At 74.8% G+C, this 18,589-nt stretch carries 16 protein-coding genes and 5 tRNA genes; 11 read left to right on the forward strand and 10 right to left on the reverse strand.

The window, feature by feature from the left end; genetic code table 11:
- Window positions 1-5 precede the first annotated feature (5 nt).
- Window positions 6-1,607 carry a sensor histidine kinase gene (locus tag ACFOW4_RS28875; RefSeq protein ID WP_377533451.1) on the forward strand — a complete coding sequence of 534 codons (1,602 nt, stop codon included), beginning with the start codon at window positions 6-8 and terminating at the stop codon, window positions 1,605-1,607.
- Window positions 1,604-2,281: a response regulator gene (locus tag ACFOW4_RS28880; RefSeq protein WP_377533452.1), complete on the forward strand. Its 678-nt coding sequence runs from the start codon at window positions 1,604-1,606 to the stop codon at window positions 2,279-2,281. Before ACFOW4_RS28875 ends, ACFOW4_RS28880 begins: the two co-directional genes overlap by 4 nt.
- Window positions 2,282-2,316: 35 nt before the next feature.
- Here the strand turns inward: ACFOW4_RS28880 and ACFOW4_RS28885 are convergent, their stop codons facing one another.
- From ACFOW4_RS28885 to ACFOW4_RS28900, 4 genes are all read right to left on the reverse strand, one after another.
- Window positions 2,317-3,117, reverse strand: a complete 801-nt coding sequence (locus tag ACFOW4_RS28885; RefSeq protein WP_377533453.1) for an ABC transporter permease — start codon at window positions 3,115-3,117, stop codon at window positions 2,317-2,319.
- On the reverse strand, window positions 3,114-4,046 hold the full coding sequence (locus ACFOW4_RS28890; protein WP_377533454.1) for an ATP-binding cassette domain-containing protein: 933 nt from the start codon (window positions 4,044-4,046) through the stop codon (window positions 3,114-3,116). The genes ACFOW4_RS28885 and ACFOW4_RS28890 overlap by 4 nt, the downstream gene beginning before the upstream one ends.
- Window positions 4,047-4,543: 497 nt before the next feature.
- Entirely contained in the window at window positions 4,544-5,707 is a 1,164-nt protein-coding gene (locus ACFOW4_RS28895) for a cytochrome P450 (protein ID WP_377533455.1), read from the reverse strand.
- 9 nt (window positions 5,708-5,716) lie between these two features.
- A complete protein-coding gene (locus ACFOW4_RS28900) occupies window positions 5,717-6,385 on the reverse strand; it encodes a class I SAM-dependent methyltransferase (protein ID WP_377533456.1) in 669 nt (222 codons plus the stop codon).
- 151 nt (window positions 6,386-6,536) lie between these two features.
- Between ACFOW4_RS28900 and ACFOW4_RS28905 the strand changes: the two genes are divergently transcribed.
- Window positions 6,537-7,427, forward strand: a complete 891-nt coding sequence (locus ACFOW4_RS28905) for a hypothetical protein (protein WP_377533457.1) — start codon at window positions 6,537-6,539, stop codon at window positions 7,425-7,427.
- A gap of 100 nt (window positions 7,428-7,527) precedes the next feature.
- Here the strand turns inward: ACFOW4_RS28905 and ACFOW4_RS28910 are convergent, their stop codons facing one another.
- Entirely contained in the window at window positions 7,528-10,455 is a 2,928-nt protein-coding gene (locus ACFOW4_RS28910) for a M36 family metallopeptidase (RefSeq protein WP_377533458.1), read from the reverse strand.
- Between the two features lie 223 nt (window positions 10,456-10,678).
- On the opposite strand from ACFOW4_RS28910, the gene ACFOW4_RS28915 reads away from it, so the two are divergent.
- Entirely contained in the window at window positions 10,679-11,824 is a 1,146-nt protein-coding gene (locus ACFOW4_RS28915; RefSeq protein WP_377533459.1) for an alkane 1-monooxygenase, read from the forward strand.
- Here ACFOW4_RS28915 and ACFOW4_RS28920 read toward each other — a convergent pair.
- Both ACFOW4_RS28920 and ACFOW4_RS28925 read right to left on the reverse strand, forming a co-directional pair.
- Entirely contained in the window at window positions 11,821-12,396 is a 576-nt protein-coding gene (locus tag ACFOW4_RS28920) for a TIGR03086 family metal-binding protein (protein ID WP_377533460.1), read from the reverse strand. The two genes, ACFOW4_RS28915 and ACFOW4_RS28920, sit on opposite strands and share 4 nt — an antisense overlap.
- A 117-nt stretch (window positions 12,397-12,513) precedes the next feature.
- Entirely contained in the window at window positions 12,514-13,116 is a 603-nt protein-coding gene (locus ACFOW4_RS28925) for a TetR/AcrR family transcriptional regulator (protein ID WP_377533461.1), read from the reverse strand.
- 375 nt (window positions 13,117-13,491) lie between these two features.
- Here ACFOW4_RS28925 and ACFOW4_RS28930 point away from each other — a divergent pair.
- From ACFOW4_RS28930 to ACFOW4_RS28940, 3 genes are all read left to right on the forward strand, one after another.
- Window positions 13,492-13,564, forward strand: a tRNA-Gly gene (locus tag ACFOW4_RS28930).
- A gap of 34 nt (window positions 13,565-13,598) precedes the next feature.
- Window positions 13,599-13,669 (forward strand) — tRNA-Cys (locus tag ACFOW4_RS28935).
- Between the two features lie 13 nt (window positions 13,670-13,682).
- Window positions 13,683-13,757, forward strand: a tRNA-Val gene (locus tag ACFOW4_RS28940).
- A gap of 76 nt (window positions 13,758-13,833) precedes the next feature.
- On the opposite strand, the gene ACFOW4_RS28945 is transcribed toward ACFOW4_RS28940, so the two are convergent.
- Complete coding sequence (locus ACFOW4_RS28945; RefSeq protein ID WP_377533462.1) at window positions 13,834-14,814, reverse strand: DUF5937 family protein; 981 nt, start codon at window positions 14,812-14,814, stop codon at window positions 13,834-13,836.
- 70 nt (window positions 14,815-14,884) lie between these two features.
- Between ACFOW4_RS28945 and ACFOW4_RS28950 the strand changes: the two genes are divergently transcribed.
- Entirely contained in the window at window positions 14,885-15,691 is an 807-nt protein-coding gene (locus ACFOW4_RS28950) for an isocitrate lyase/phosphoenolpyruvate mutase family protein (protein WP_377533463.1), read from the forward strand.
- Window positions 15,692-15,798: 107 nt separating this feature from the next.
- Here the strand turns inward: ACFOW4_RS28950 and ACFOW4_RS28955 are convergent, their stop codons facing one another.
- On the reverse strand, window positions 15,799-16,041 hold the full coding sequence (locus ACFOW4_RS28955; RefSeq protein WP_377533464.1) for a DUF6458 family protein: 243 nt from the start codon (window positions 16,039-16,041) through the stop codon (window positions 15,799-15,801).
- Window positions 16,042-16,191: 150 nt separating this feature from the next.
- On the opposite strand from ACFOW4_RS28955, the gene ACFOW4_RS28960 reads away from it, so the two are divergent.
- The 3 genes from ACFOW4_RS28960 to ACFOW4_RS28970 all read left to right on the forward strand — a co-directional run bounded on the left by ACFOW4_RS28960 (window position 16,192) and on the right by ACFOW4_RS28970 (window position 17,539).
- Window positions 16,192-16,264, forward strand: a tRNA-Gly gene (locus ACFOW4_RS28960).
- Between the two features lie 53 nt (window positions 16,265-16,317).
- Window positions 16,318-16,392 (forward strand) — tRNA-Val (locus tag ACFOW4_RS28965).
- A 139-nt stretch (window positions 16,393-16,531) separates the two neighbouring features.
- Window positions 16,532-17,539, forward strand: coding sequence for an NAD-dependent epimerase/dehydratase family protein (locus tag ACFOW4_RS28970; RefSeq protein WP_377533465.1), 1,008 nt, complete (start codon window positions 16,532-16,534; stop codon window positions 17,537-17,539).
- A gap of 43 nt (window positions 17,540-17,582) precedes the next feature.
- Here the strand turns inward: ACFOW4_RS28970 and ACFOW4_RS28975 are convergent, their stop codons facing one another.
- Window positions 17,583-18,557 carry an Acg family FMN-binding oxidoreductase gene (locus ACFOW4_RS28975; RefSeq protein WP_377533466.1) on the reverse strand — a complete coding sequence of 325 codons (975 nt, stop codon included), beginning with the start codon at window positions 18,555-18,557 and terminating at the stop codon, window positions 17,583-17,585.
- Window positions 18,558-18,589 lie beyond the last annotated feature (32 nt).

Here is an 18,589-nt window from a genome sequence, read left to right on the forward strand (position 1 = left end):
CCGCCGTGAGGATCCCGAATTGGTTGCGGCCGGGGCCGGACCGGTGGCGGCGCCTGCCGGGTGACGTGCTGCTCTGGGCGGTGGTGGCCGCCCCGATCGGGGCCGCCGGGCTGACCCCGCCCCACCCGCGGCACGGCCTGGCGCTGCTGCTCGGCTCGCTGGCGGTGCTGGCCGTGGCGGTGGCGTCGGGCCGACGCCGGCCGCTGGTCGGCCTGCTGCTGGTGGTGCTCGGCTCGCTGGTCGACGGCAACTTCGTCTTCGCCATTCCGGTGTTCAGCTATCTGACCGGTCGGCGCAGCGCCGGGGCGGCCCCGGCCGCCGTGCTGTTCGGGGTGATCGCGGTCGGTGGCACGGTGCTGAACCTGGGGCTGCTCGGCACCGGCGCCGCGACCTGGTTCCTGCTGGCGTCGGTGCTGCTCTTCGCCGGGGTCTTTCCGTGGCTGGTCGGCCGGTACCGCCGGCAGCAGCAGGAGTTGGCCGACGCTGGCCGCCGCCACACCGAGGCGCTGGCCCGGGAGCGGCGGGGCGTGACCGAGCGGATCCGGCTGCGCGAGCGGGCCCGGATCGCCGAGGAGATGCACGACTCCCTCGGCCACGATCTCAGCCTGATCGCGCTGCGCGCCGCCGCGCTGGAACTCGCCGACGACCTCGACCCGCGGCACCGCGCCGCGGCGGGGGAGTTGCGGGCCAGCGTCGCCGCCGCCACCGAACGGCTGCACGGCATCATCGGGGTGCTGCGGGAGGAGGGCGGCCCGGCCGTCACCCGACCGGCCGGGGAGACGGTCGCCGACCTGGTCGACGGCGCCCGCGAGGCCGGCATGGCGGTCCGGCTGGACGCCGCGCCGGACGCCGCCGAGCTGCCCGGGATGACGGGCTCCGCCGCGCACGGCGTGGTGCGGGAGGCGCTCACCAACGCGGCCCGGTACGCCCCGGGCGCCGCGGTCACCGTCAGCCTCGTCCGGACCGCCGACGGGGTGGACGTGAGCGTGGTGAACGCGCCGCCGCCGGCCGGCCCGCTGCCGGGCCCGCCGTCCACCGGCAGCGGCCTGCTCGCCCTCGCCGAACGGGTCCGCCTCGCCGGCGGCGCCCTGGACGCCGGCGCAGGCGCGGACGGCGGCTTCGCGGTACGGGCCCGGCTGCCGCTGCCCGGCGTCGTCCTGCCCGCCCAGGCGCGGCCCGCCGAGGTGCGACTTCCCGCCGATCTGCCCTGGTCGGCTGACGGTGGGCTGACCAGCGGTGAGTCGGCCGGGGTGGAGCGGCCGGCCGACGCCGAGCGGCGGTTGCGCGAGGCTCGTCGCCGGGTACGGCACAGCCTGCTGCTGGCGCTCGGCGCACCGGCGGGGCTGGCGCTCGCCCTGTCATTGGTCTACTACCCGTTCGCCACGGCGGGGACGGTGCTGGACGAGCCGGCGTTCGACCGGATGCGGCCGGGCGCGGCGCGCGCCGACCTGGCCGGGCTGCCCCGCCGGCAGCTCACACCGCCGACCGGCGCCGAACAGCCCGGCTGCGAGTACTACACCGACGGCAACTTCCCCCTCGCCGAGCCGACCTGGCGGCTCTGTTTCACCGACGGCCGGCTGGTCAGCAAGGAGCGGATCGAACAGTGAACGACGACACCACCGCAGCGGGACCGGTCCGGGTGGTCCTCGCCGACGACGAGGCGATGATCCGGGCCGGGGTACGGGCGATCCTCGCGGCCGATCCGGGCATCGAGGTGGTCGCCGAGGCCGGCGACGGGCGCGCGGCGGTGGAGCTGGTCCGGGCCCACCGGCCCCGGGTGGCGTTGCTCGACATCCGGATGCCGAAGCTGGACGGGCTGGCCGCCGCGGCCGAGATCCACCGGCTGGCGCCGACGACGGCGACGGTCATGCTCACCACCTTCGGCGAGGACGACCACGTCGCCCGGGCGCTCGGGCACGGCGCCAGCGGCTTCCTGCTCAAGTCCGGTGATCCGCGGGAGCTGATCGCCGGGGTGCACGCGGTCGCCGACGGCGGGGCGTACCTGTCGCCGCGGGTGGCCCGCCGGGTGATCGAGCTGGGCGCCGGGCGGCTGGCCCGCCGTCCGGTCGCGCGGGGCCGGACGGCCGGGCTGACCGAGCGGGAGCGGGAGGTGCTGGCGCTGGTCGGGGCCGGGCTCTCCAACGCCGAGATCGCCCGCCGGCTGCACCTGGTGGAGGGCACCGTGAAGAGCTACCTGACCAGCATCTTCACCCGGCTGGACGTGCGCAACCGGGTGCAGGCGGCGATCCTCGCGTACGAGGCGGGGCTGGTCGACGGTTGAGCGGGGGCCCGGCACGCCGGGCCCCCGCGCACCTGTCAGGCGTCCCGGCGACGCAGCGCGGCCCGGCCCAGGGCCAGCGCCGCGCCGGCCCAGCCGGTGAGCAGCAGCAACCCCACCACCGCGGGGTACGGCTCGGTGTCGCCGGCCAGGAAGTGCCCGCCCGCCACCCCGGGGAAGGCGTCGGCGATCCGGTTCAGCACGGTGATGTCGGGCTCCTGGAGCGACAGCGGCACGATCATGAGGGTGGCGAAGAGCACGGTGAGGGTGAGCACCGCGCTGCGCAGCGCCGCGGCCAGTCCCAGCGCCAGCACCCCGACCAGCGCCAGGTAGGCAGCCACCGCGAGGATGTCTCCGACGGTGCCGGCCGCCGGCGCGCTGCCCCACTCGCCGAGCACCGGCCACGCGACCAGGGCACCGACGCCGGCGAGCAGCAGCCCGAGGATGAAGGTGACCGAACCGGCGACCACCGCCTTGGCCAGCAGCACCCCGCCCCGGGACGGGGTGCACTGCAGCGTGGTCCGGATGGTGCCGCTGGTGAACTCGGCGGTGATCGCGAGCAGGCCCAGCGCCAGTACCGCGTACTGGGTCAGCTCGACCGAGTCGATAACCACGCTGCCGAGGGTGACGATTCCCGGGTCGTCGGCCGGGTCGTCGTTGGTGTTGGCGTTGACGGCGTAGATGGCCAACTGCCCGGCGCTCGCGGCCATCAGCAGCAGCCCGGCCAGCATCGTCCACCAGGTGGTCCGCACCGACCACAGCTTGGTCCACTCGGCGGCCACCGCGCCGCGGAAGGAGGTTGCCCGGTCGACGGGGCGATTGGCGGTGATCGTGCTCATCGTGACCCGCTTCCGCTCGGTCCGCCGGCGTACTCGACGCTGTCGGCGGTCAACTCCATGAACGCCCGCTCCAGCGACGCGCCGTGCGGGCTCAGCTCGTGCAACCGCACCCCCAGCTCGTACGCCAGGTCACCGACCCGGTCCACCGTGGCCCCGCTGACAGTCAGCTCGTCCGGGCCGGCCGGTTCGACGGTGGCCCCGGTCGCGGTGAGGCGTGCGGCGAGGGTGGCCAGCCCGTCCGGGTGGGGACTGCGCACCCGGACGGCGACCGGGCTGCCGGCGACCACGTCGCCGATCGGAGCGTCGGCGAGCAGCCGTCCCCGACCGATCACCACGAGCTGGTCGGCGGTGAGCTGCATCTCGCTCATCAGGTGGCTGGAGACGAAGACCGTCCGTCCCTGGTCGGCCAGCGAGCGCATCAGCTGTCGTACCCAGCGCACCCCGTCCGGGTCCAGGCCGTTCACCGGCTCGTCGAACATCAGCACCGGCGGGTCGCCGAGCAGCGCGCCGGCGATGCCGAGCCGCTGGCTCATGCCGAGCGAGAGGGTCCGGCCCGGCTTCGCGGCTGCGCGCTGGTCGAGCCCGACCGTGTCCAGCACCTCGTCCACCCGGCGGGCCGGGATGCCGTTGCTGCGGGCCATGGCCAGCAGGTGCGCCCGGCCGGACCGGGCCGGGTGGATCGCCCGGGCGTCGAGCAGCGCCCCCACCTGGTGCAGCGGCTGGCGCAGCTCCCGGTACGGCCGCCCGTCGACCAGCGCCTGGCCGGCGGTGGGCCGGTCCAGGCCGAGGATCATCCGCATGGTGGTGGACTTGCCCGCGCCGTTCGGGCCGAGGAAGCCGGTGACCCGACCGGGTCCGACGTCGACGGTCAGGGCGTCGACCGCGACGGTCGCACCGAACCGTTTCGTCAACCCACGTAATGTGATCATGCGCTGACGCTAGGCGCAGAAGGTGTGCCACCGCCCCGCCCGATCGCCACCACTCGGCCCTGACATTCGTCAGGTCCACCGGCGCGTCGGCGGCCGCGACCGGCCGCGGGTGCTCGCGGGTGGCCGCGGGTTGACGCCGCAGGCATCCGGCAGCCTCCGCAGCACCGGCAGCCGCACCCACCGGCCGCCCCGGCCGTCGGCCGCGTCGTCCAGGCGCCTGTCGAGCTGCCCCAGATGTGGGGCACCGCGGTCGGGTTCGACGAGTGGTACGCACGAGTGGCGAGTTCCGGCGCGCCCCAGATCTGGGGCAGCTCGGTAGGGAAATGGACGGGGGCTGCCGCTGCTGTCTCCGGCGCGCCCCAGATCTGGGGCAGCTCGACAGGGAACTGAGCGGGTGCTGCCGCTGCCGTTGCCCCGGTGTGGCGGACGTCCAGTTACCGGCGTCGACCGACGTGTGGCCAGGCGCGGTCGCAGCAGGTGACGGTCCGCGAAGGGGGTCAGTCGCGGCGGATGACGAAGGCGTCGGGCATTCGGAAGGTGAGGTTGTCCGGGCACCAGGGACCGCGAACCACGCTCACGCCGTCGAGCAGGGGCGCGGCCTCGGCCACCACCACGGCCGCCTCCATCCGGGCCAGCACGTCACCGACGCAGCGGTGCGCGCCCGCGCCGAAGGCCAGGTGCCGGCGCGATCCGCGCTGCCCCGGCCGGAACTCGTCGGGCGCCTCCACCACCTTGGGGTCCCGGCCGGCGCGGGCCAGCCACAGCACCAGGCTGGTGCCGGCCGGGACCGCCGTCGTACCCAGGGTGGTGTCCACGGCGGCGACCCGGCGCCAGGTGACGATCGGCGGCTCCAGCCGCAGGCCCTCCTCCACCACGTCGGCGACCGCCACCGTGCCGTCGCGCAGCCCGGCCCGGACGGCCGGCTCGCCGGCCAGCCGGTGCAGCAGCAGGGTGAGGAACTGCGAGGTGGTCTCCTGGCCGGCCACCAGCAGGAAGAACAGCGCGCCGACCACCACGTCGGGCGGGTGCCCGGCGGCCCGTAGCCGGCCGGCCAGCCCACCGCCGGTGGCCGCGAAGTCGCGCAGCACCCGGTGGAACCGGCCCACCTCGGTGGCCAGGGCGAGCTGGCGGTCGGCGTCCAGCGGCGCCCAGAACAGCTCCAGCGCCGCCCGGGCGAAGTCCTTCACCGCGCCGACCGGGGTGTCCGGCAGCTCGACCAGGCGGGCCAGCACCAGCAGCGGCAGGTCCGCGGCGAGTTCCGCGTACAGGTCCACCGGGGCGCCGCCGGCCAGCGTGGCGCGCAGCCGGGCGACCCGCCCCCGGACCAGCTCGGTCAGCCACGGCCGCTGTTCGGCGACCCGGTCGGGGCGTAGCGCGTCGGCGACGATGGACCGGATCGCCGGGTGGTCGGCGCCGGCGTTGTTCGCCAGCGTCGGCGGCAGCCGGAACCGGTGCCCGGCCAGCACCCGCAGCGCGGCGACCGGCATCGGGCTCACCGCGTCCAGGGCGTTGTCCGGTCGGAAGGTCACCGGGTCGGTGAGGACCCGGCGGACCAGCGCGTGCCGGGTCACCACCAGATGGGGTACGCCGACATGGTCGGCCACCGTGACCAGGTCCGGCCAGGGTGCCTCGACCGCCGACGCCCAACTCCGGAACAGCACGCCGACACGCTAGCCGGCGGCCCTCGGCAGGCCGGCGCGCAGCTGCCAGACGGTGGTGCGCTTCACCCGTACGCTCTCCAGCGCCTCCGGCACCGGCACCTCGTAGACCGCCAGCTCGTCGAAGCGCTCCCGGGGCAGGAACGCGCGGCCGGGATCGCCCACCAGCACCCGGGCCCCCGCCCGGGCGGCGCGCAGCAGGAAGCGCAGCATCCGGTTGGCCATCGCCTGGCTGTAAAAGACGTCCCCGGCGAGCACCACCTCGGCGCCGTCGGCGTCGCCGTCGAGGATGTCGCCGAGTTCGGCGTCCACCCGTACCTCGTTGGCCGCCGCGTTGAGCGCGACCGCCGCCACCGCCAGTTCGTCCACCTCGACCGCCCGCACGGACGCCGCTCCGCCGCGGGCGGCGGCGATGGCGACCAGCCCGGAGCCGGCGGCCAGGTCGAGCACCCGGCGGCCGGCGACCAGCTCCGGGTGGTCGGTCACGTAGCGGGCCAGGCCCTGCCCGCCCGCCCAGGCGAACGCCCAGAAGGGCGGCGGCCGGTCGCTGCTGAACTCGCCCTCGGTCAGTTCCCAGAGCCCGATGGGTTCGTCCGCCTGGTGCAGCCGCACCTCGGGGACGAACGGCACTGGGGCCAGTCGGGCGTGCAGCCGGACGAAGGCGTGGGAGAGCTCGGACACGCAGGTGATTGTTCCAGCGGCCCGGTTCCCGGCGTGTCGCGGGGGACCGGTGACCGGTTCACCACCGTCGGTGAAAACCGGCCCCGTCCTTGCCGACCGGTGCCAACACACCCGTCTGTTCCCGGCCCCGGCGCGCTCCTAGCGTTGCCGAGTGGAGGCGACCGAACGGAGGGCTGCGGTGGTGACGGTGTGGCGGTACGCGGTGCGGGTCGGGGTGGTGCTGGCCTGTCTGAGCGCGGCGGAGCTGGCCCTGGCCGGGCCGGCCCAGGCGGCCTTCACCACCGAGCTGAGCGGCCTGCCGGCCCAGTTCACCGCCGGCGACGAGGTACGCACGGTCTCGGCGGTGGTGTCCCGGACCGACCAGCGCGGCGGGTGCGTGAAGGTGCGCTGGTCGATGGTGCTCAGCGTGCAGGGCATCCGGCTGGACCAGGTGAAGATGGACCGGGTGGAGGAGACCGGCTCCTTCCCGCTGGAGATCCGGACGGACGGGGACGTGGCCCGGCTGACCGACCGGCAGCTCGACCCGGGCGCGCTCTGCCCGGACCGGACGGTGACCGCCCGCTACCGGGTGGCCTTCGCCGAGGACGTGACCCAGGGGCGGGTCACGCTCGCCGCCGAGGCGTACGACGCGAACCTGCGGCTGCTGGCGCGGCAGACGGCCACCCGCTCGGTGATCGGAGTGGTGCCGGCGACGCCGAGCGAGCCGGCGGCGGAGCCGACGGTGACGACGGCGGAGCCGACCGACCCGGCGACGGCACAGCCGGACGACGAGGCGACGGCGGAGCAGGGGTCGGTCGGAAACGAGCCGGGCACACCGGCTGCCGGCGCCGGCCGCCCGGTCGCGCGGTCCGGTGGGTTCGGCGTGGTGCAGGCGGCGTTCCTGCTCGGTGGGTTGCTGCTCTCGCTGGGCCTGGGGCTGCTGCTGCGGCTGCGGCAGTTGACCCGGGCCGCCGCCGCCGACGGCGGTACCTCTGAACCGCCGGTGGACCGGCGCTGGGAGCGGCCCGTCCGGGCTGGCCACTGGCGGCCGGCCGGACGCTGATCGGGGGTCGCCGGGGCCGGGCATCGAGCCGGCCCCGGCGGGTGTGGTGCTGCGGAATGCGGTGCCGGGGCCGGGGGATCGCCGCCGGCCCCGGCACGTGTCACTTGGCGAACGCCTGGAACTCGGCGATCCGGACCTGGTCGCGGGCCGGACTGGCGGTCGCGCAGTCGGTCGTGGTGGCCGGGTCGTCGTCCTGCTCACCGGCGTACGCCGGGCCGCCCGTGCACTGGCTGCTCAGCACCTCCAGGCGCAGGTGCGTGGCGAGGGTGGTGGGCACCGCGAACGACCGCAGGTTGATGTCCCGGATGTACGCCCGGTACGCCCCGCCGGGGAACGCGTCGTCCGCGCTGGTGTAGATCCGCTGCCACCGCGCCGGATCGGCGCAGTCGGTGGTGGTCGCGTTGCAGGCCGACACCGCGAACGAGCGCAGGGCGCTGAGCGCGTTCTGGCTCCCGGCGTCGGCGTCGCCGGTGATCGTCGGGCGCAGCATGCCGCTGACGTTCACCCGCTTGACGACCTGCGCGGCGTCCCCGGGCAGCGCCACGGTGACCTGCCGCCCGGTCACCCCGTCCAGCGAGGCCCAGTTAGTCGCCTCGGTGTCGTCGGCGATCCGCTCCAGGTTGACCCCGTCGCCGGTGATCGTGGCCCCGGAGGCCGTCGAGGCGAGGTTGCGGCTCATCCGCAGGTCGACGTACCCCTGCTTGCCGGCCGTGGCGACCACGCTGAGCCGCTGGTGGCCGAAGCCCGGCGCGACCGCGAGCAGGTCGTACGTGCCGGCCACCAGCTCCACGGTGTCCGGGATCGCCGTCGCCGGGTCGGTGTCGGCGATCGGCGTCGCCCGGGCCTCGTACGCCCCGACGTACACCCGGATCGGCGCGTCGGCGCTGTCGCCGCGCGGGCGCAGGGTCAGCGTCGCGTTGCCGCCGCGCGGCGAGGCGAAGCTCGGCGTCGGGTCGGTGTCCGAGGCGCCCAGGGTGGCGGCGTCCCGGCCCATGCCGGAGCGGGCGAACTCGGCCCAGATCAGGTCCTGGTTGGCGCCGCCGAAGCGGAGCAGGTCGGCGGTGAGCATGTTGTCCCGCATGTCCAGCATGCTGACCTGGCTGGCCGCCTGGAGCAGGAACGAGTCGAAGACCAGTTGCGACCAGCGCCGGTTGCCCGGGCACCGGTCGGCGGCGACCTTCCCCTGCGCGCACTCCGTCTGCCGCTGCGGCGTGCCGAGGCCGTACCGCTTCACCAGCGCGGAGCGGATCCGGTAGTTGGTGGCGCTCCAGATCTCGCCGTCGGCGTGCACGGCCGGGCCGCCGGTGTTGTAACCGACGTCGGAGTAGTTCAGCGGGCTGCGGCTCATGTCGTGGTTGCGGATGCCGCTGACCAGGTTGCCGGTGACGTAGCCGCCGGTGACGAAGGGCGTCTCGCCGGGGGCCCGCAGCCCGTGCTGGAACAGGTACTCGGCGGCGAGCAGGTCGCTCCACGACTCGCCCATCGACCCGCCCTGGTGGCCGCCGATCCCGCTGTCCGGGCCGGCGATCATCCGGTTGCTGATCGCGTGGGTGTACTCGTGGCCGATCACCGTCATGTCGTAGTCGCCGTCGACGCAGGGCGGGTACGGCCCGCCGGCCTGCGGCTGCCACAGGTACATGTTGGTGGTCGGCGGCAGCCCGTCGCGCGGGGTGCCCTGGTTGGCGTTGTTCCGGTTGCCGGTCAGTGCGCCCTGCTGGGCGCGGCCCTGCTCGGCGTCGCCGCCCAGCCCGGCCGGGGTCAGGTTGACCGCCTGCAGGTTCCACGCCGACTCGGTGAAGCCCAGATGGTACGCCCAGTCGTGCATCCGGTTGTGCATGGCGAAGAGGTTGCTGATCGCCGCGTCGGCGTCGTTGCGCTGCGCGGAGGTGAACACCTCCGGGTTGCACTTCGCCTGGTGCCACTGGTCGGTGAACGGGTACTCGTAGCGGCGCTCCGGGCTGGGCGTCGCCGGCACGATCGGGGTGCCGGCGCCCCAGGAGAGCACGGTGTTGGCCGAGTTGCCGCGCGAGGTGAACGTCGGGGTGCCGGTGGCCACGTCGACGTCCCACGGCTGGCCGCTGGCCGGGTCGCGGAAGGCCGCCTGGCAGCCCGGCGCGGGGTCGCCGCACCAGCGGACCCGGGGGTCCTGCCCGGGGCCGAGGTCACGCGGTGGGGTGGCCGGGAAGACCGCCCAGCTCGGGTTGTCGGAGTCGAAGTCGACCAGGTCCTCGCGGACCAGCACCTGCCCGGTGATCCCGTCCACGTACGTGGTGAACGCCGCCGGGTGGTCGGTGTCGGCGCCGATGAGGGTCACCTCGTACGCGGCCCGGGCCCCGTCCAGCGGGGTGGGTACGGCCACGGCCCGCACACTGTGGCTGGCCACCGCGCCGGCGTCCAGTCGGGCGTCGGCGAGCGCGGCGGCGTACGCCTGCTCGGCGGTCAGGGTGGCCGGGGCCGGCGCGGCGCCGCCCCGGGCCAGCGAGGAGCTGACCGACAGCACCTTTCCGCCGGTGACGGCGATCGTGACCAGGCCGTCCGACCCGGCCGGCAGGTCGCCGAAGCGCTGCCGCAGGGTGACGACGGCGCCGCCGCCGATCGGCCGGACCAGCACCCGCTCCAGAGCGGCGACGGCGGGGGCGTCCAGCCCGAACAGGCCGGAGTTGGCGGCCAGGTAGGCGCGGGCGGCGGCCTCCGGGTCGGCCGGCAGGCCGGTGGCGAGTGGGGTGCGGCCGGGGCCGAGCGCCTGCGGGGTGCCGAGCCGGTTCCACCGCACGTCCGGGTCGGCGGCGCGGGCCAGCCCCCGCTGGCGGGCGTCGGGTGCCGCCGTACCGGTGCGGTTGTCGACGTCGGCGGCCTGGTGGCCCTCGGCGAACGGGCCGGAGTGGCGCTCGGTGGGGGCCGCGCCGGCCGGTGCCGCGGCGCTTCCGCCGGTGGGCAGCAGCGCGGCGACCACCGCGGTCGTCGCCAGAACGGCGACGAGCCGGCGTCGGTGCCGGCTCGTCCAGGGTGACCACTGCGGTTGTGCCACGGGACCTCCTCGTGGGAGCGGGGTGACCGGCGCTGCGCCGGCCCACGCTGCGTGGTAACGCATGTGCATTTGTGGATATCAGCCGGTGGAGGCGGCGGCAAGGCCCGGAGCCGCCGACGCGCCGGCCGATCGAGATAAATCCACTTTACAAAATCTGCCATCTTGTAAAAACGAGTGACGGTTGCCACAGTCGGGGTCGGGACCGCGAGACCGGAGGTTGGCCATGGCCGTCGATGTCGATGTGACCGTTCCGCCCGCCGCGTGGCGGGACCGGCGCAAGCCGCTCTGGCCGCTGGCGCTGCTCGTGCCGGCCCTGCCCTTCCTCGGCTGGGCGGCCTGGCGGGCCACCGGCGACGCCTGGGCCTGGTGGCTCACCCCGGCCTTCGTCTTCGGGCTGATCCCGGTGATCGACCTGCTGCTCGGCGACGACCGACAGAACCCGCCGGAGGAGGCGGTGCCCCGGCTCTCCGCCGACGGCTACTACCGCTGGCTCACGTACCTCTACCTGCCCGCCCAGTACGCCGCCCTGGTCCTCTGCTGTGCGGTCTGGGCCCGCGACGACCTGACGCTGCCCGGCGCCGCCGGCCTGGTCGCCACCATCGGCGTGGTCAACGGCGTCGCCATCAACACCGCGCACGAGCTGGGGCACAAGCGCGAGCAGGTGGAGCGCTGGCTGTCCAAGGTGGCCCTGGCTCCGGCCGGCTACGGGCACTTCTACGTCGAGCACAACCGGGGCCACCACGTCCGGGTGGCCACCTTCGAGGATCCGGCCAGCTCACGGCTGGGGGAGAGCTTCTGGGCGTTCTGGCCGCGTACCGTGTGGGGCAGCTTGCGCTCGGCCTGGCGGCTGGAGACCGGCCGGTTCCGGCTCCGCGGCCGCTCACCCTGGACCCACCGCAACGACGTGCTCAACGGCTGGGCGATGACGCTGGCCCTGTACGCGGCGCTGAGCCTCGCCTTCGGCCCGGTGGTGCTGCCGTTCCTGCTGCTGCAGGCGGTGGTCGGCTTCTCCCTGCTCGAGGCGGTCAACTACCTGGAGCACTACGGGCTGGCCCGGCAGCGCAACGCCGCCGGCCGCTACGAGAAGGTGGACCCGCGGCACAGCTGGAACAGCGACCGCACGGTGACCAACGTCTTCCTCTTCCAGCTCCAGCGGCACAGCGACCACCACGCCAACCCGCTGCGCCGTTACCAGACGCTGCGCAGCTTCGAGGCCTCGCCGCAGCTGCCCGCCGGCTACGCGACCATGATCGTCGTGGCGCTGGTCCCGCCGCTGTGGCGGCGGGTGATGGACCACCGGGTGCTCGCCCACTACGACGGGGACCTGTCGCTGGCCAACGTGCACCCGTCGGGGCGGCGCCGACTCTAGGGGGCCCAGCCGGGGTCGCGGCCGAAGGCGGCCAGCAGCCGGTCCTGCTCATCGGCGTCGGCGGGCGGGTCCACTCCGGCGCGGACCAGCTCGCCGCGGCGGTAGGCGTCGATCCGGCCCGCGAACCACTGCGCGCACACGTGCACCGCGTCCGGGTCCAGTCGCGGCTCGGCGCCGATCGCCACCGCCACGTCCCACCCGTGCACCAGGTGCTCCGCGATGCGCTGTCGCAGGTACTCGGCGCCCGGGGTGTCCCCGGAGGTGAGGTGGACGACCTGGTCGGCCGCGCCGGGATGGGTGGCGGCGATCTCGGCCTGTGCGGCCGCCTCCCGGGCCGCCACGGCTGGCTCGGCGCCGAGCGAGTCGCCGTCGAACCGGTCGCCGACCTCCTCGAGGGTCCGACCGGCGAGCAGCGCCACGCTCCACCGGTCCTCGCTCACCACGTGGTTGACCAACGTGCGGACGTCCCAGTCGGCGCAGGGCGTCGGGTCGGACCACTGGCCGGGCCCGACCTGCTCGACCCGGTCGACGAACTCGGCCAGGCTCCGGCGGTACGCCTCCAGCAGATCCATGCTGCCGATTGTTCCGGTCCACCGCGGCACGATGAGCGGTTTTGCCCGGTTGGTCGAGCGAGGCTGTGGTCCGGGCCGTCCGCGAGGTCGCCGTGGCCCCCGTCGCGCTGGCGCGGATCAGTCCAGGTCGGCCGGGTCCAGGCCCAGCTCCCGGGCGGTCACCAGGCGGACCCACTCACCGAACTGCCGGCGGGAGATCACCCGGTCGTGCACCGCGAGCTGCACGGCCAACCCGTCCATCACCGCGCTGATCCGCCAGGCGGCCCCGTCCGGATCGGCACACCGGAACGTGCCCTCGTCCACCCCGGCGGAGATCACCTGCGCGAGGTCCTGCCGCCAGCGCAGGTCCAGTCGGCGGGAGACCTTCTCCAGTTCCGGGGTGCGCAGCGACTCGGACCAGCCGTCGATCCACATCGACCAGGAGGTCGCGCGGCCCGCCGGGGTGTAGAGCTTCAGGATCCGGCGGAGCTTGGTCAGCGGCGGAGCCGACGAGCGGGTCACCGCGTCCAGCCGGGCCAGGTCTTGCTCGACCGCGTACGCGAAGGCCTGCGCGAGCAACCGCTCCTTCGTGGCGAAGTGGTAGAAGACCAACGCCTGACTGACCCCGGCGGCCCGTGCCACGTCGGAGGTCCGGGTGTTGGCCAGACCGCGCTCGACGATTACTTCGCAGGCCGTACGCAACAGGGCATCCAGGCGGATTTCGGCCGCACGTCTCGTCACGACCGCTACCGTAGCCCACCGAACCGAACACGAACAGTTACCGTCGCCAGTCGATCCGCGATGCGACAGTCGGAAGCCGGACACTTTCCGGAACGCGTCTCCGCCGTTGTTCCGGGCGTGTTCGTCGAGGTCGACCGCCACGCGCCGGCTCCCGCGCCCGGCCCGCCCGCGCCCGGCGACCGCGCCGGGCAGGGCGAGGCGCGGTGACCCCGGACAGTGACAACCCGCCCTCGCCGTGGCGCGACCTCGGCCTTCAGGTCAGCCCCCTAGGAAGCCTGCGCGAGGTGGCGGGCGCGCCGAGGTCGACCCCGAGTTGGCAACCGCTCACCGGCTCGGCTAAAGTTCTCATCCGTCACCGGGTAACACCGGAGACGTGCGGACGTAGCGCAGCTGGTAGCGCATCACCTTGCCAAGGTGAGGGTCGCGGGTTCGAATCCCGTCGTCCGCTCGGAGCTGCCGCCACGCATGACGGGGGCAACCTCGGTGGGGTGGCCGAGAGGCGAGGCAACGGCCTGCAAAGCCGTGTACGCGGGTTCAAATCCCGTCCCCACCTCGGTAACAAACGCGGGCGATTGGCGCAGTGGGAGCGCGCTTCCTTGACACGGAAGAGGTCACTGGTTCAAACCCAGTATCGCCCACCAGTGAGAAGGCTCGTCACCCCCGGGTGACGGGCCTTCCCTCGTTTCCGCGGCCTCTGTCGCCGGCCGGGTCGGTTGCTCAGCCGGCGGCGGAGAGCAACGCGTCGGCCAGGTCGGTGCGCGCGCTGAGCAGCATCCGGCCCTGGCGGCGGGTCGTCACCAGCCCGGCCGCGCGCAGCGTGGTGAGGTGCTGGGACACACCGCCCGGGGACATTCCGGTACGCCGGGCCAGCTCGGTGGTGCTCACCGGCGCGGCGAGCTCGGTCAGCAACTGGGCGCGGCCCCGCCCGAGGACCGCCGCGAGCGCGTCGGGGGTCGCGGCCACCCGCTCCCAGAGCGTGCCGAGCCCGCGCGCCGGATAGGCGAGCTGCGGCACCTCCCCGGCCAGGACACTCAGCACCGAGGGCCAGACGAAGACCGACGGCACCAGCACCAGGCCGGGGCCGTCCGACACGTCCGGCACCTCGCAGTGCCGCTGGACGATCCGCAGCGTGTCGCCTTCCCAGCGGACCTTCTCGTGCAGGTCGTTGAGGAGGCCCGCCGCGCCGTCCTCGGCGAGCCGGCGGGCCCGGGCCGACACCTCGGCGTCGAGCAGCACCCGGATCCGGGGCCAGTCCGGAGCCAGGGCGATCCGCCAGTACGCCTCGATCTCCCCGGCCAGGCGGCGCAGCCCGGCCTCGGGGTCGGCGTACAGCTCGGCGAGCACGGGGGCCTGCCGGCCAGGGCCGAGGTCGAGCTGTTCCCGGACAGTGCCGGCCGGGGTGGCGCACAGCACGGCCAACTCGCCGGTGAGGTCGGGGGTGAGCCCGGTGGGCGGTGGGGTGAGAAAGTCCGGCAGGTAGCCGGTCGGGGCGGGGACCAGCCGCCAGAGCAGCCCATCGTCCGTGTCGATCAGCCCCGCGTCGGCCAGCCGGGGCCGGACCCGGCGCGCCCACGGCAGGTGGACGGCGTGGTCGCTGGTGTCGCGCAGCACCCGCAGGCTGGCGGCCACCTCCCAGAGGCAGGACACGGCGAAGCGGATCCGTGCCACGGCGCCCGCCGACAGCCCGATGGCGACCATCGCACCCCCCGATGGATTCAGCTGGGGCTGAAACAATACCGCCGGTGGTGTGGGCTGCGAAGCTTGCTCCGTGACCGAACAAGCTGACCTCTTCCGTTCCCTGCACACCCCCGGCTCGCCGCTGGTCCTCGTCAACGCGTGGGACGCCGCGAGTGCCCGGATCGTGGCCGCCGCCGGCGCCCGCGCGGTGGCCACCACCAGCGCAGGCGTCGCCTGGAGCCTGGGCGCCCCGGACGGTGACGCGCTGGACCGTGGCGCCGCCGTCGACCTGATCCGGCGGCTCGTCGCCGCGGTGGCGCTGCCGGTCACCGCCGACATCGAATCCGGCTTCGGTGCCACCCCGGCCGAGGTGGGCGACACCGTCCGCGCGGTGCTCGCGGCCGGTGCCGTGGGCGTGAACGTGGAGGACGCCCACCACGACGGCGGCTCGCCGCTGCGCGCGGTCGACGACCAGTGCGCCCGTCTCGCCGCGGTCCGGGCGGCGGCCGAGTCCGCGGGCGTGCCGCTGTTCATCAACGCCCGCGTCGACACCTTCCTGCTCGCCGGCGGGGACCTCGACGAGACGGTGGCCCGGGCGTCGGCATACCTGTCCGCCGGCGCGGACGGCGTCTTCGTGCCCGGGGTGGTCGACCCGGCAACCATCCGGAAGCTGGTCGACGCGATCCCGGCGCCGTTGAACGTGCTGGCCGGGCCGGGGGCGCCGCCGGTGCCCGAGCTGGCCCGGCTCGGGGTGGCCCGGGTCAGCCTCGGCTCGTCGGTGGCCGAGGCCGCGTACACGGTGGCCCGCCGGGCGGCGGACGAGGCGTTCGGCGCCGGGACGTACGACGCGCTGGCCGACGCGCTCGACTACGGAACCCTCAACACGCTGATGCGCTGACCCGCGCACGCCCACGCGACGTGCCGGCCACCTGACGGTGACCGGCACGTCCCGGGGGCGTGTCGATGCGACCGATCAGCTCCGTCGGCCGCGGACCCGCCCGGTGCTCACAGCGGCGGGGCGATGTCCCGACGCTCCTCCACGCGCCGGTACTCGACCGGCTCGGTGGTGGTGGCGACCACCCGGCGGCGACGACCCCAGACCAGCGTGGTCATGATCAGGCCGAGCACGCCGGCCGCCATCAGGATCCAGCCGACCACGTCGAGGTTGATTCCGCCGACGCTCGCGTCCAGCGCGAAGGTGAGGATCGCGCCGACCGCGAGCAGAAAGATGCTGGTACCGATACCCACGACAGCCTCCTTAGGGGATGTGGTGCGCTGTCGAGAAACGTCAGTACCCCGCCGTTCACCAGCGCAATCGTGCCGGTTGCGGGGTGCCCGCGCCGGGCGATCTTGGCATCGGGTAGAGTTCCACCCGTCGCCGGCGCGAGCCGGGGGCACGCGGACGTAGCGCAGCTGGTAGCGCATCACCTTGCCAAGGTGAGGGTCGCGGGTTCGAATCCCGTCGTCCGCTCGCGATCCGCCTCACCGGGCCCGCTCCGCCGGGTCGGTCGGGTGGTCACCCACGGGCGATTGGCGCAGTGGGAGCGCGCTTCCTTGACACGGAAGAGGTCACTGGTTCAAACCCAGTATCGCCCACCATCGAGCAACAGCACGGTCGGCCCGTCATCGGACATCCGGTGACGGGCCTTTTCGCGTCGTGCGGCGATCTGCTGTCGGCAGATTCGCCGACCGCGAACCTGGGCGGCGTCGCGGGCGGGGCGGGTGCAGGGTGAAGACCATGAGACTGCTGGTGCTGGGCGGGACGGGTTTCGTGGGCGGGGCGACGGTCGCCGAGGGGCTGCGCCGGGGCTGGTCGGTGACGGTGTTCAACCGCGGCCTGCACGGGTCGACGCCGGCGGGCGTACACCGGTTGCGGGGGGACCGGACCGCGCCCGACGGCCTGGCCGAGCTGGCCGGCGGTGAGTGGGACGTGGTGGTGGACACCTGGGACGGCGCGCCCCGCGCGGCCCGGGACAGCGCCCGCGCCCTGGTCGACGCGGTCGGGCACTACGTGTACGTGTCCAGTGGGTCGGTCTACGCCGATCCGGTCGTGCCCGGCTCGGACGAGTCCGCGCCGGTGGCCGACGCCGACCCGGACGCCACCGACGGCGACTACCAGCACCTCAAGGCCGGGGCGGAGCGGGCGGTGCGGGAGGTCTTCGGCGACCGGGCGTTGATCGCCCGCGCCGGGCTGATCCTCGGCCCGGGGGAGGACATCGGCCGGCTGCCCTGGTGGCTGAGCCGGATCGAGCGCGGCGGGGACGTGCTCGCCCCCGGGCCGGCCGAGCTGCCGATCCAGTACATCGACGTGCGCGACCTGGTGGGCTGGCTGCTGGAGCAGGGCGCGCAGCGGCGGGGCGGCACGTTCAACGCGGTCAGCCGTCCCGGGCACAGCACCATGGGCGAGCTGCTCGACGGGTGCGTGGCGGTCACCGGCGCCGACGCCCGGCTGCGCTGGACCGACCCGGAGACGATCCTCGCCGCCGGGGTCCAGCCGTGGGAGGACCTGCCGATCTGGTTGCCGCTCGGGCACCCGTACCGCTGGCTGCTGGAGCGCGACACCAGCCGCGCCCTCGCGGCGGGGTTGACCTGCCGGCCGGTGGCCGAGACGGTCGCGGACACCTGGCGCTGGCTGCGGGAGGTCGGCAGTGTCCCGCCGCGCGCCGGGAAACCCCGCCGGAGCCGGATCGGCCTGGACCCGGCCCGGGAGGCCGCCGTGCTCGCCGCCGAGCCGGCGACGAGCTGACCGGCGTTCCCTCCGGCCGGGCGACCGGTGCCGGCCGGATGGGTCAGGGCCGGGTCGCCGGGAGTTCCAGCACGTCGTCGACGGGGCGACGCGGCGTCGGCCGGCCCGGCTGGCCGAACCCGATCCGCAGCACCATCTGCGGGGTGCCGAACCGCCCCAGCGACAGCCGCAACTGTTCGCGCGCCCCCGGCACCTCGATCGGCTGGGAGAGCAGCGACACGCCGAGCCCGGCGTCGGTGGCGGTGAGCAGTACCCGTTGCAGGCCCTGTCCCGCCACCACCTGGTCGATGGCGGTGTTGCCGGCCGCGCCGAGCACCGCCACCAGGGGTTCCGGCTCGAAGTCCCGCCCCGGCGCCCGGTCCCGTCCGCCGTAGCCGCGCGCCGGCAGCACGTCCTGCGGTTCGCTGCGCGGGCCGCCTGCCGAGGCCGGTACGCCGTCCGGCGCGGCCTCGTGGCGCAGCCACCGCTCCCGTTCGTCCCGGTAGGCGGGATCGCGTTCCAGCACCCGGTGCGCGCTGCTGGCGATCTCGCCGAACGCGGCGACCGCGCTGACGCCGATCAGCAGTTCCAGCCAGCACTGTTCGGCGCGGGCCGCCTCGCCGAGCCGCCAGCGGGTGTCGGCGGGCACCGGGTCCGGCCAGAACGGCAGCCGGTTGCTGAACCGGCGGGGGATGGCCGAGTGCAGGCTCTGCTCGGCGGGGGAGGGTGGGCGGGGGGTGCCCGGCAACAGCCGGGCCAGCAGGTCCGGCTCGGCCGGGTCGGGGCGCAGCCGGACCCGGGCCGGGGTCCCGGCCACCGCCAGCGCGAGCCGCAGGTTGAACAGCGCCGCCCCGCAGGCGACCCGGGCACCCCATCCGCTCGGGTCGGTGGCGGGCAGCCGACGGCCCGTGTCGATGAGCACCTCGATGCCGCCGTCGCGCAGCCGGAACCGCCACGGTTGGGTGTTGTGCAGAGAGGGGGCGCGCACCGCGTCCGTGGCGGCGGCCCGCAGCTCCGCGATGGTGTAACCGGTGTCCATGGTGGTGCTCCTTCCCGAGCCCCGGCGGTGAC

Source organism: Micromonospora sp. GCM10011542 (assembly GCF_042650685.1).
Classification (GTDB): domain Bacteria; phylum Actinomycetota; class Actinomycetes; order Mycobacteriales; family Micromonosporaceae; genus Micromonospora.

What these genes read in the sequence shown, in the direction of transcription:
- ACFOW4_RS28920 (WP_377533460.1), bottom strand. Translation starts at nt 12,396, where the DNA reads ATGGATCTGCTGGAGGCGTACCGCCGGAGCCTGGCCGAGTTCGTCGAC.
- ACFOW4_RS28885 (WP_377533453.1), bottom strand. Translation starts at nt 3,117, where the DNA reads ATGAGCACGATCACCGCCAATCGCCCCGTCGACCGGGCAACCTCCTTC.
- ACFOW4_RS28970 (WP_377533465.1), top strand. Translation starts at nt 16,532, where the DNA reads ATGAGACTGCTGGTGCTGGGCGGGACGGGTTTCGTGGGCGGGGCGACG.
- ACFOW4_RS28915 (WP_377533459.1), top strand. Translation starts at nt 10,679, where the DNA reads ATGGCCGTCGATGTCGATGTGACCGTTCCGCCCGCCGCGTGGCGGGAC.
- ACFOW4_RS28975 (WP_377533466.1), bottom strand. Translation starts at nt 18,557, where the DNA reads ATGGACACCGGTTACACCATCGCGGAGCTGCGGGCCGCCGCCACGGAC.
- ACFOW4_RS28945 (WP_377533462.1), bottom strand. Translation starts at nt 14,814, where the DNA reads ATGGTCGCCATCGGGCTGTCGGCGGGCGCCGTGGCACGGATCCGCTTC.
- ACFOW4_RS28890 (WP_377533454.1), bottom strand. Translation starts at nt 4,046, where the DNA reads ATGATCACATTACGTGGGTTGACGAAACGGTTCGGTGCGACCGTCGCG.